This is a genomic window from Variovorax sp. V35, assembly GCF_041154465.1.
Taxonomy (GTDB): domain Bacteria; phylum Pseudomonadota; class Gammaproteobacteria; order Burkholderiales; family Burkholderiaceae_C; genus Variovorax; species Variovorax boronicumulans.
Genome location: NZ_AP028666.1, coordinates 3,807,844 through 3,819,994, shown reverse-complemented (window position 1 = coordinate 3,819,994; position 12,151 = coordinate 3,807,844). Strand labels below are relative to the sequence as shown.

The window sequence follows — 12,151 nt, the reverse complement described above, 5'->3', positions numbered from 1 at the left end:
GCCGCCAGTACATGCACTTGTGAATTCAAGTCACAGCAAAGGAAGGCCATGCCGCGCATCGACGTCAACCGCTCCGGTGAAATGGAGGCCTTCGTGCAGGTGGTGGAGGCGGGCGGTTTCTCGGCGGCGGCGCGGCTGCTGGACATGACGCCCTCGGCCGTCAGCAAGCTGGTGGCGCGGCTCGAGCTGCGCCTGGGCATCCAGCTGGTGCACCGTTCCACGCGCAAGCTGCAGCTCACGCCCGAGGGGCTGCATTTCTACGAGCGCAGCACGCGCGTGCTGGCCGACATGGACGAGGCCGAGCGTTGCGCCGCGGCCGGTGCGGCGCCGCGCGGGCGGGTGAGCATCAACGCGAGCGTGTCCTTCGGTCATCACAAGCTGGTGCCGTTGGTGCCGCGCCTGCTCGAGATGCATCCGCAGATCACGCTCGACATTGCACTGACCGACCGCATCGTCGACTTGATGGACGAGCGCGCCGACATCGCGATCCGCTGGGGCCAGTTGCCGTCGTCCGACCTGGTGGCGCGGCGCCTGGGCGAAACCAGCCAGGCCATCGTGGCCGCGCCGGACTACCTGGCGAAGTACGGCACGCCGCGCACGCCGCAGGAGCTGGAGGCGCACAACCGGCTGGGCTGGAGCTACCGGCGCAACACGCCCGACTGGCCGTTGCGTGTCGATGGGCGCATGGTGATGCTGCCGGTGGCGGGGCCGGTGCGCGCGGGCGACGGCGAGACGCTGCGGCAGCTGGCGATCGCGGGGGCGGGTGTGGCGCGCTTGTCGCTGTATCACATCCAGCACGACATCGATGCCGGCCGGCTGGTGCCGCTCCTCGAAGAGTTCAACCCGGGCGAGATCGAGCCGATCCACGCGGTGTACATCGGCAAGGCCGGCACGCTGCCCGCGCGGGTGCGGGCGGTGCTCGACTTCCTGGTGGCGTGCTCGGGCGTGGGCGGCGGGCGTTACACGCTCAAGCGCACGGCGCCGATGCCGGGAAACTCGGCCGTCACCTGATCGCCGCGGCGGCAGGGCAGCACGCCGACCCACGAGCCGGTGGTGACGACGGTGCCGGCGGGCACGGTCTGGCCGTGGCGCGTGAGGTGGCGCAGCCAGATCGGCAGCAGCCAGGCCGGGTCGGCCAGCGGATGCGTGCCTTCGCGCACCACCGTTTCTGCGTCGCCGATCTTCGTTTCGCAGCGCTGCGAGGCCCAGTCGACGGCGGCGTACGGTTGCCAGTCGCCGAGCACGAGTGCGCCGTGGACCTGCGAATCGGCCAGGCGCAGCAGGGCGGGCGTGGCGGCCAGGTCTTGCCAGCGCGCATCGACGATTTCGACGGAGACGGCCATGGCGTCGATGAGGGCTGCCGAGTTGTCGTGGTCGAGTGCGGCGGCTTGGGCGGGGGTGACGTCCTGGCCGAGTCTCAATGCAATCTCTGCCTCGATGCCGGGGGTGTGGAATGTGAGGTCGCTGAAGCTGGCGGGACTCTGGCGCACGCCGGATGGGGGCAGCGGGGCGTGTGTGAGCGTGGTGCTGCGGGAGCCGCCGCCGGACTTCCAGGTCTTCGGAACACCGTCGAACCAGCCGAGGGCTGCTGCTACGGCGTCTTGCACTTCATACGCTTGCGGTGCGTCTGGCAGGGCATCGATCCAGGGCGTGGCGTCGAGCGTGCGATTGGCTTGGCGTGCGGCGATGAGGGCTTCGGTGAGGGCTTTTTGGTCGGGCGTCATTTTTTGGATCTTCTCAGTTTCTTTTGGGGGTCGTTTGTTCAGGGCGCGTGCCCAGGCCACCGGGTACTTCCCTCCGCGAATGTCCCCCGGCCTGCGGCCTCCTCCTTGATTTCGCTGCGGGAAGCACCCGGTGTCCTGGGCACGCTGGGCGCTGTCGTTGTGCTGGCTCGATCAACGACCGCCCTGAACACGCTCACGCCGATGGGGTGCCTTGCGCAGCGAAATCAAGGAGGAGGGGCGCAGCCCGGGGGACATTCGCGGAGCAAGGTGCCCCGTCGGCGGGAGCGTCGCCTTGAACAACGACCGTCAAGTCTCGACCTGCACCTTGCCGTCCTTGACGACTTTCGCCCACTTGGCGATCTCGGTGCTGATGAACTGCTTGAACTTGTCCTGCGAACCGCCGCCGTCTTCCGCGCCGTAGGTGTCGAGCCGTTCCTGCACATCGGGCATCGCGAGCACGGTATTGACGTCGCGGTTCACCTTCTGTGCGATGGCGGGTGGCAGCTTGCCGGGGCCGGCCAGGCCGTACCAGGTGGTGGCCTCGAAGCCGGCGAAGCCTTGCTCCTGCATCGTCGGCACGTTCGGATGGCCCTTGGCGCGCTTGGTGCGCGTCTGGGCCACGGCGAGCACGCGGCCGTTCTTCACGTGCGGGGTGGCGGCAGTCATGGTCTCGAAGCTGTATTGAATTTGCCCGCCCATCAGGTCGGCCAGCAGCGGGCCGCTGCCCTTGTACGGCACATGCAGCGCATCGACGCCGCCCTGCAGCTTGAACATCTCCAGCGCCAGGTGCTGCGCCGAGCCCGCGCCGGCCGAGCCGAAGCTCACGGTGCCGGGCGCGGCCTTGCAGGCGGCGACGATGTCTTTCACGCTGAGGGCCTTCTGGCCCGGGTTGGCGATGAGCAGGTTGGGCGTGACGCCCACGAGCACGATCGGCACGAAGTCGCGCTCCACGTTGTAGCGCAGCTTGGGCTGCAGGCTGGGGGCGAGCGCGTGGCTGTTGATGTGGGCCATGAGCAGGGTGCTGCCGTCGCTGGGCTGCTGCGCCACATAGTCGGCCGCGAGCACGCCGGCGACGCCGGCCTTGTTCTCGACGATGACCTGCTGGCCCCACATCGTCGTGAGTTTCTGCGCGACCACGCGCGCGAGCGCATCGGTGCCGCCGCCCGGTGGAAAGCCCACCACGATGCGCACGGGGCCCGTGGGCCACTCCTGTGCGAACAGCCGGGGCACGCCCAGCGTGGCGGCCGCGCCGGCGGCGGCCTGGATCAGGGAACGTCTTTGCATCTTCTTTGTCTCCGTCGGTTGGGGAATCCGATGCGTGCCGGGAGCCGCTTGCGCGGGCCCGGCAGGGTGGTGGACCGCCGCATCGTTCGAGCGATGCGCTGCGGCCGGTGTGAGTTGGCGTGCGCCGGGTTCAGGCTGCTTTTTGCAGGCCGACCGATGCAGCCTGGTGGCTCGCGAAGTAGTCCATCGCCGCCTGCACGCCGCTGCCCGCCAGCTTGATGCCGCTGAGCTTCATGCCCATCTCGACACCCGCGACCATGGCCACGAGCGTGAGGTCGTTGCTGTCGCCCAGATGGCCCATGCGGAACATGCGGCCCTTGAGCTTGCCCAGGCCGGTGCCCAATGACAGGTCGAAGCGCTGGTGGATGAGGCGGCGCACGGCGTCGGCATCGACGCCCTCGGGCGTGATCACGCCGGTGAGCACGGGCGAATACACGGACGGGTCGGCGCACTGGATCGGCAGGCCCCAGGTGTTGACCGCGGCGCGCACGCCGGCGGCCCAGCGCTGGTGGCGCGCGAACACGTTGTCCAGGCCTTCGCCGAGGATCATGTCCAGCGATTCCGAGAGGGCGTAGAGCAGGTTGGTGTTGGGCGTGTAGGGCCAGTAGCCGTCTTTGTTCATCTCGACGATCTCGTCCCAGGCCCAGAAGGCCTTGGGCAGCTTGGCGTGCTTGGCAGTTTCGAGGGCGCGCGGCGACAGCGCGTTGAAGCTGATGCCGGGCGGCAGCATCAGGCCCTTCTGCGAGCCGCTCACGCACACGTCGACACCCCATTCGTCATGGCGGTAGTCGGCGCTGGCCAAGCCCGAGATGCTGTCGACCATGAGCAGCGCGGGGTGGCCCGCCGCGTCGATGGCCTTGCGCACCGAGGCGATGTCGGAGGTGACGCCGGTGGAGGTTTCGTTGTGCACCACGCACACGGCCTTGATCTTCTTCTCGGTGTCCTTGCGCAGGCGCGCCTCGATGAGCTCGGCCTGCACGCCGCGGCGCCAGCTGGGCGCATTCGGCAGTTGGGCGTCGGTGCCGGTGTAGGCCAGGAACTCGGTCGACAGGCCCAGGCGCGTGGCCATCTTCTGCCACAGCGACGCGAAGTGGCCGGTCTCGTACATGAGCACGTGGTCGCCGGGGCTGAGCGTGTTGGCGAGTGCGGCTTCCCATGCACCGGTGCCCGACGCGGGGTAGATCGCGACCGGGTGCTTCGTCTTGAAGATTTCCTTGATGCCGCCGAGCACCTTCAGGCCCAGCGTGCCGAACTCGGGCCCGCGGTGGTCGATGGTGGGCAGGCTCATGGCCCGCAGGATGCGGTCGGGGACCGGGCTGGGGCCGGGAATCTGGAGGAAGTGACGGCCGGTGGGGTGGATGTCGAGTTGCAGCATGGGCTCTCCTTGTGCGCTCAGTTTTGCATTCAAAATGCATTTATGTATGCTGGTTTACACCTAGCATACAAGGTTGTAGTGCCTATTTTTTGCATTCAAAATGCAGACAAGGGGACCACATATGACCGCTGAAATCATCGAAATCTCCAGGCTGGCCTTGCATGACCAGGTGGCGTCGCGCCTGCGCACCATGCTGGTGGAGGGGCGCATCGCGCCCGGTGCCAAGCTCAACGAACGCGAGCTGTGCCTGCAGCTGAACGTGTCGCGCACGCCGCTGCGCGAGGCCATCAAGCTGCTGGCGGCCGAGGGGCTGGTCGACCTGCTGCCCAACCGCGGCGCGGTGGCGGTGAAGCTCACCGAGGCCGACGTGCTCAACACCTTCGAGGTGCTGGCGATGCTCGAGGGCATGTCGGGCGAGCTGGCGGCCAAGCGCATCACCGACGAGGAACTGGCAGAGGTACGTGCACTGCACTACGAAATGATGGCCTGCTTCGCGCGGCGCGACCTGTCGGGCTACTACCGCCTGAACGCGCGCATCCACACGGCCATCAACGACGCGGCGGCGAACCCGGTGCTGTCGAACACCTACCGCTCGATCAACGCCCGCGTGCAGTCGCTGCGCTTTCGCACCAACCAGGACGAGACCAAGTGGAAGCACGCGGTCGAGGAGCACGAGCAGATGGTGCAGGCGCTGGCCGCGCGCGACGCGCAGGCCATGCGCAAGGTGCTCACGGCGCACGTGCTGCGCAAGCGCGACACCGTGCTGGAGCTGCTGCGTGCCGGGCAGATCTACCCGCAAGCCAAGAGCACAACCAACAAAGCGAGCTGACATCCCACCATGCGCATCGATCCCGCCAGCCACATGCAGCCAGCCGGAACCGTTCTTCCGCCCAACGACACCTGCGAACTGCTGGCGCGCCGGCTGCGCACCGACACGCAGGGCGAGGTGCTGTTCGACGACGGTTCGCGCGGGCGCTACGCCACCGACGCGTCGATCTACCAGATCACGCCGGTCGGCGCCTTCGTGCCGATGAACGAACGCGACATTGCCACTGCCATCGACATCGCGCGCGACCTGAAGGTGCCGGTGCTGGCGCGCGGCGGCGGCACCAGCCAGTGCGGCCAGACCACGGGCGCGGCGCTGGTCATCGACAACAGCAAGCACTTTCGCAAGGTGCTCGAGGTGAACGTGGAAGAGGGCACTGCGACGGTCGAGCCGGGCCTGGTGCTCGACCACCTGAACGCGCAGCTCAAGCCGCATGGGCTCTGGTACCCGGTCGACGTGTCGACCAGCGCGCAGGCCACGCTGGGCGGCATGGCGGGCAACAACTCCTGCGGCTCGCGCTCCATCGCCTACGGGAACATGGTGCACAACGTGCTGGGCGCGAGCGCGTGGCTGTCGAGTGGCGAGCTGGTCGAGTTCGGTCCCGTGGGCGCGCTAGGTGCGCGCGCGGCGGGCATTGCGCAGTTCGTGCACGGGCTGGCGCGCCAGCATGGCGAGGCCATGGCGCAACACTGGCCCAAGGTGATGCGCCGCGTGGCGGGCTACAACCTGGACATCTTCGACAACCAGAGCGAGCGGCCCTACACGGCCGACGGCAGCGTGAACCTGGCGCACCTGCTCATCGGCGCCGAAGGCACGCTGGCCTACACGCGCAGCCTGAAGCTCAAGCTCGCACCGCTGCCGCGCGCCAAGGTGCTGGGCATCGTGAACTTCCCGACCTTCCATGGGGCCATGGACGCGGCGCAGCACATCGTGAAGCTGGGGCCGACGGCGGTGGAGCTGGTCGACCGCACGATGATCGAGCTGAGCCTGGCCAACCCCGCGTTCAAGCCGACCGTGGAAACGGCGCTGATCGGCAAGCCCGCCGCCATCCTGCTGGTCGAGTTCTCGGGCGCCGACAAGGCCGCGTTGCTGCCGCAGCTGAAGCGGCTGGTCGAACTGATGGGCGACCTCGGCCTGCCCGGCAGCGTGGTCGAGATGCCCGACGACGGCCGCCAGAAGAACCTGTGGGAGGTGCGCAAGGCCGGCCTCAACATCATGATGAGCCTCAAGGGCGACGGCAAACCCGTGAGCTTCATCGAGGACTGCGCGGTGCCGCTCGAACACCTGGCCGAATACACCGACGCGCTGACGGAGGTGTTCGCGAAGTACGGCAGCCGTGGCACTTGGTACGCGCATGCCTCGGTCGGCACGTTGCATGTGCGGCCCATTCTCGACATGCGCGCCGACGGTGCGGCCAAGATGCGCGCCATCGCCGAAGAGGCCAGCGCGCTGGTGCGCAAGTACAAGGGCGCCTTCAGCGGCGAGCACGGCGACGGCCTGTGCCGCGGCGAATGGATCGAATGGCAGTTCGGGCCGGCAATCAACGAGGCCTTCCGCGCGATCAAGCAGCAGCTCGATCCGATCGGCCTGTTCAACCCCGGCAAGATCATCGACCCGCCGCGCATGGACGACGGCGCGCTGTTCCGCTTTGCGCCGCCCACCGCGCCGAAGCCGTACCGCCGCATCGAATTGAAGCCCGTGCTCGACTGGTCGGGCTGGAACGTCAATGCCGACCCCGTGACCGAGGTGACCACCGCGCCCGGCACCGGCGGCGACAGCACCGGCGGCCTCGCCAAGGCCGTGGAGATGTGCAACAACAACGGCCACTGCCGCAAGTTCGACGCCGGCACCATGTGCCCCAGCTACCGCGTGACGCGCGACGAGCAGCACCTGACACGCGGCCGTGCCAACACGCTGCGCCTGGCACTGTCGGGCCAGCTCGGCGCCGACGCCTTCACCAGCGAGGCCATGCACGAGACCATGGACCTGTGCGTGGGTTGCAAGGGCTGCAAGCGCGACTGCCCGACCGGCGTGGACATGGCGAAGATGAAGGTCGAGTTTCTCGTCCACTACAAGAAGCGCCACGGCCACACGCTGAAAGACAAGCTGGTCGCCTACATGCCCGACTACGCACACCGCGCCAGCCGCATGCCCTGGCTGCTGAACCTGCGCAACCGCGTGCCGGGCGCGGCATGGCTGGGCGAGAAGATGCTGGGCTTTTCGGCGAAGCGCTCATTGCCCGAATGGCGCACCGACACCTTCTGGCGGGCGAAGGACGCGGTGGCGGCCGGCCTGTTTTCCGACCAGGCCTCGGTGTTGGCTGCGGCAGTGCGCGGCGAGAAGGTCGCCGTGCTGTTCGTCGATACCTTCAACGGCACCTTCGAAAGCGAGAACGTCTTCGCGGCCGCGCGCGTGCTGCACGCTGCGGGCTATGCGCTGCACACGGTGGAGAAGGGCGGCGGGCACCACTGCTGCGGCCGGACCTTCCTGGCCAGCGGCATGGTGGACGAGGCCAAGGTGCGCGCCGGGGCGCTGATCGACGCGCTGCTGCCGCTGGCGCAGGCCGGCGTTCCCATCGTCGGGCTCGAGCCCTCGTGCCTGCTCACGCTGCGCGACGAAACGCTGGTGATGGGCTTCGGCGACAAGGCGCAGGCCGTCGCGAAGCAGGCATTGCTGTTCGAGGAGTTCATCGCCCGCGAACGCAAGGCCGGCCGCTTCGAACTCGCGCTGAAGCCGGCCACGGCGCCGATCCTGCTGCACGGCCACTGCCACCAGAAGGCCTTCGGCGCGGTGAGCCCGATCATGGAGGTGCTGAAGCTGATTCCGGGCGCCGAGCCCGAACTGATCGAAAGCTCATGCTGCGGCATGGCCGGCAGCTTTGGTTACGAGGCCAGCCACTTCGAGGTGTCGATGCAGATGGCCGAGGCGAGCCTGCTGCCGGCCATCCGCGCCAAGCCCAATGCGATCGTGGTGGCCGACGGCACGAGTTGCAGGCACCAGATCGGCGACGGGGCGCAGCGCGAGGCGGTGCATGTGGCGGTGCTGCTGGCGCGGCACATGATGCTCTGAGGCGGCTGCGGCTTTCTCTTTCGGAACTCAGAAGGGTGGCGAGACCACCTGGCGCCAGCTGCGGCGCCAGGTGCGGGAGTCCGGGCAGCCGTCACCGGCTTTCTGCGTGCCGCCCACGCCGGTGAGAAAGCCGGTTTCGTTGGTGCAGCTGCTCCTGGGCTTGCCGTCCGGCTGGCCTTCGTTGGGCTGGCCGACCATGTTCCGCGAGTTCACGTTGCCGCGCGTGAAGCCGCCGGTGGGGATCGAGACGACCGAGTACGCGTCGAAGCTGCCGTTGCCATCCACGTCGAAGGAGTTCTTGTTCTTGCCGGTGAGGGCGTCGAGCACGTAGATGATGTTGGGCAGGCTGCCCGTGGCCGTGCAGGACTCGATGCCCTGTTTCTTGTCCTCCGGCAGGAAGGACGAGACGATCACGCTGCTGCCCAGGTTGGCGAGGTCGCCGACCACGCGCTCGCCGTTGGCCATCGCGCCGGGGTGGGTGATGGTGCCGAGGTTCAGTTGCCATCCCTTCTTGGTTTTCCAATCGACGGCATTCGTGCTGAGCTGGTAGAAGTCCTTTCCCTCCTCGATGCCGGCGCCGGTCTTCGCCACAGGAATGATGGTTTGCGTCACGAGGCTCGAGGTGCTGAGCGCGGCACCGGCCTTGTCGTCACCTCCGATCGGGGTCTGGTCCCAGAGGCCGTAGAGGGCCTGCTTCGTGGCCGGCATCGCCAGGTCGTCCTCGTCGAGCAGGATGCCCGTGCCGATCACCACGATGGCGCCGCACTGCGAGGTGGCGCTGTAGGTGCACGTGCTTCCGTCGCCCGGGTGGACCTGCCAGGTCGGCGCGGCATAGATGGGCTGCTTTCTGCCCTGTGGCGTGGTGAACAGCCGCCTGGGAACGGAGGCCGCGAGCTTCGCGCTTCGCAGGTCGAAGCGCCACAGGTTGCCGTTGGCGTCGCCGGCGTAGGCAGCCACGATGCGGCGGGTGCTGTCCCGCACCGCGACCACGCCGCCCAGGCCGCGGTTGCCGCCGCTGACCTCGCCGCCATAGCCCGTGGGGAGTTGAATGAACTGCTTGAGCTTGCCGGTGAGCGCCTCCACCACGTACAGCCCGACCTTCTGCGTTTCGGGGTAGTGGCCGTTGCCGGTCAGCATCACCCAGGTGCCGTCGTCCAGCTGGCCCGCGGCGGGGTTGTTGGTCACATGGCCCAGGTGGGGATAGTCCTTGTGCTTGTTGTTCACTTCCCAGAGGAAGTGTTCCTTGCCTGGGGTCCGGTCGGCGTTGTTCAACGGCGATTCCAGTCCGTACATGAAAGGGCCCGCGCGTCCGCCCGTGCCCAGCACCAGCTGGCGCCAGGTGTTCTTTTCGCCGGCGGGGGTCTGGCCGTTTTTGTCGTACACATCCTGCTCGACCAGCGGGCCGTCGAGCGTGTAGCGAAAGCGGAAGTTCGCGCCGGCGAGGTCGATCTGCGAGGCCATGGCGCCCTTGGGCATGAACGCGGCCAGCTCGCTGCCTGCGGCATCGTTCCTGCCGGCGTTCAGCACATGGACCTTGCCGTTGTTGGTGGCCGCGAAGATGGTGGGAGGGCGCGTGGTCTTGAGCGCCTTGTAGTCGGCATAGGTGTCCTTGCCGTCGACCGCGCCGAAGGTGCCGTAGCCCATGTCGAAGCGTCCCCCCACGAACACCGGCGGTGAGTTGACCGAGGCGCCGATGGGCTGCCTGCGCAGCCGGTAGACCGTGTCGCCGACATCCTTCTGCGGGTCCTCGCCCAGCAGGTAACGGACAAAGCGTTCGTCGGTGGCCTGCTGCTTGTCGGCATTCAGCAGGGTCTGGAGATCGCTCGGCAGGTCGCTCAGCCGGGTGCCGTAGGTGAGCGCCGTCCGCTGGGCGTTCCCGGGGGTGTTGGGGTCGTAGTTTGAGAGGGCAAGGATCGTGCGCTTGTCCACGGCCGGCATCCTGGCATTTGCCGACCAGGCTGGCTTCGGCTTTCCGGCATCGTCGAAGACAGCGTTGGCGCCGTCGGCATTCAGCGCGAAGGCCTTGATGTCGCCGCTGTTGTCGGCCGTCTGGTACTCGGTCGTGTACTTGTACTGGCCCTGCAGCGTCTGGAACTCGTTGCTGTTGCCCGATACCGCCACGCCGGCGTCGTTGCCGGAGCCGACCATGCTGCTCAAGGCGTTGTCGAGCGCGCGGCGCACGTCCTCGCCCGAGTACACGCTGTAGGCACGGCCGCCGCCGGTGAAGCCGGCGCGGATGAAGTCATCGACGCGCCGGGCGTCGCCCGCGTCCGATCCGTCGAGGTTCAGGTTGCCGGTTGCCCACTGCGGCGGCGTGGCCGGATTGCCGGCGAGCCAGTCGCTGTTGTACTTCTCGATCTGCGCCCACGTCAGCCCTTTCTTGAGGGGGGAATCGCCCGAGGGCGTGAGGCCCCAGCCGATGGTGTACGTGGTCATGTTCTGCCAGAAGGTGGGGTTGTGCTGACCCTCCACGGGTGGCACGTCGTTGGACAGCGTGCTGGAGAAATCCGTGTGCCAGAAGTAGCGGGCCGTGAGGTCGGCGAAACCGTTGCTGCTGGTGCCGCCATCGCTGTAGGGGATGTAGAGGTTTCTGGCGCTCAACCTTTGGGGCAGGTCCAGGCTGTCGCGGGCGGGAGCGCCCTTGGGGTCGTATTTGAACTTCGCGGCACTGCCGGACGGCTTGCCGTCGTAGTTGGTGCTGGCGGTCGTGGCTGTGTAGCGCGTGTCGATGTCTTGCGCCGTGCCCGAGTTCCAGGCGCCATCGGACAGCACGATGGCGTAGGCGCGCCTGCAGCTCAGCTCGCCGCTCGTCACGTCGTTGGGATCGTTCTTCCAGGGGCTGGTCAGTGAGGAGGCGGCATAGGTCGCGGTCTCCTTGCCCGCGTAGTAGTTGGCGGCGAGTCTCAGGGCGTTGTGGCTTGGCGTTCCTCCGTTGGGGACGATGTCGTAGATCCAGCTATAGAACCTGGACTTCCATTTTTGCCCCGAAGCGGTGGACTCGTCCTTGAAGTAGTTGACGCCGCTGACGATGTGCTCGGCGGGTTTGGCCGGGTTTCTCGGATCTACTTCCGCCACGCTTTGGTTGTATTGAACGTACCCGACCCTGAACTTGTTGTCGTAGCTCTGCATCGCCAGGCCCAGGGCGGTGCTGACGGCGAGGGCGCGGTTGCGGTACCACGTGTACCAGTTCGCGATGTTCTTGCGCTCCAGCACCGCGGTGCATTCGTTGGCGCTCCCGCAGTCGGTTCGCCTGTGTCCGGGTGGCAAGGGGACATTGCCGACATCGAGCGCCCCGATGGTGCTGACTGTTCGATTGGCCTCGCTGGAACAATCGTTGTTCTTGCACAGAACGTAGGTGAACTTCTTGGTGCTTGTCGTCATCCCCGCTTCGTTCAGAGGCCTTTTGTCGGTGGACGTTTGGTTGTCCACGAAGGAAACCGGGTTGGACTTTTCCTTTCCGGTCGCATCGACTCTGGCGCTATAGGTGATCGCGGGGTTGTAGTACTGGGTGTTGATGTTGCTGGACCGCATTGAATACCACCCGAACTTGCCCCTGCAATCCTTCTCTTCTCCTTTGCACTGGTCGTTGACCGCATACCCGTCCTGCATCTCGTCGTCCATCGACCCGGAGTTGTCCAGCACGAACATCAGATTGGGCTTGGCGCCCGGCACGGCGTTGTACAGCGGGGTCTGGCTCGGCGTCGTGGCGGCCAGCGCGTCGCCGACGGGAAGAAGCGCTGGGCTCCACGCGACAGCGAGACTGACGAAGGCTCGCAGCGTGCGTGCGGCCTTGGCGGGTGCCGGAACAAGAAGCGGGCGCGTGGCGGTCATGCGGTTTTCCCTGCGGTTGAAAGTGGGGCGCTGATAAGGCGT

7 protein-coding genes are annotated in these 12,151 nt (G+C 67.2%); 3 read left to right on the top strand and 4 right to left on the bottom strand.

The genetic code is table 11. The annotated features are described in order from the left end of the window. Positions 1-48: 48 nt before the first annotated feature. The gene (locus ACAM42_RS17690; protein ID WP_095948546.1) at positions 49-1,011 is read left to right on the top strand and encodes a LysR substrate-binding domain-containing protein; all 963 of its coding nucleotides are present in this window, start codon (positions 49-51) and stop codon (positions 1,009-1,011) included. On the opposite strand, the gene ACAM42_RS17685 is transcribed toward ACAM42_RS17690, so the two are convergent. From ACAM42_RS17685 to ACAM42_RS17675, 3 genes are all read right to left on the bottom strand, one after another. Further along, positions 960-1,724: a fumarylacetoacetate hydrolase family protein gene (locus ACAM42_RS17685; RefSeq protein ID WP_369628891.1), complete on the bottom strand. Its 765-nt coding sequence runs from the start codon at positions 1,722-1,724 to the stop codon at positions 960-962. The genes ACAM42_RS17690 and ACAM42_RS17685 overlap by 52 nt on opposite strands. Positions 1,725-2,030: 306 nt before the next feature. Beyond that, a complete protein-coding gene (locus ACAM42_RS17680) occupies positions 2,031-3,008 on the bottom strand; it encodes a tripartite tricarboxylate transporter substrate binding protein (RefSeq protein WP_070060655.1) in 978 nt (325 codons plus the stop codon). A gap of 130 nt (positions 3,009-3,138) precedes the next feature. After that, complete coding sequence (locus ACAM42_RS17675) at positions 3,139-4,383, bottom strand: alanine--glyoxylate aminotransferase family protein (RefSeq protein ID WP_369628890.1); 1,245 nt, start codon at positions 4,381-4,383, stop codon at positions 3,139-3,141. 121 nt (positions 4,384-4,504) lie between these two features. On the opposite strand from ACAM42_RS17675, the gene ACAM42_RS17670 reads away from it, so the two are divergent. Beyond that, positions 4,505-5,212: a GntR family transcriptional regulator gene (locus tag ACAM42_RS17670; protein ID WP_095948543.1), complete on the top strand. Its 708-nt coding sequence runs from the start codon at positions 4,505-4,507 to the stop codon at positions 5,210-5,212. Between the two features lie 9 nt (positions 5,213-5,221). Then, positions 5,222-8,278 (top strand): FAD-binding and (Fe-S)-binding domain-containing protein, encoded by a 3,057-nt coding sequence (locus ACAM42_RS17665; protein WP_369628889.1) that lies wholly within the window; start codon positions 5,222-5,224, stop codon positions 8,276-8,278. A 27-nt stretch (positions 8,279-8,305) separates the two neighbouring features. Here the strand turns inward: ACAM42_RS17665 and ACAM42_RS17660 are convergent, their stop codons facing one another. Then, positions 8,306-12,109 (bottom strand): pilus assembly protein, encoded by a 3,804-nt coding sequence (locus tag ACAM42_RS17660; protein WP_369628888.1) that lies wholly within the window; start codon positions 12,107-12,109, stop codon positions 8,306-8,308. Positions 12,110-12,151: the final 42 nt, after the last annotated feature.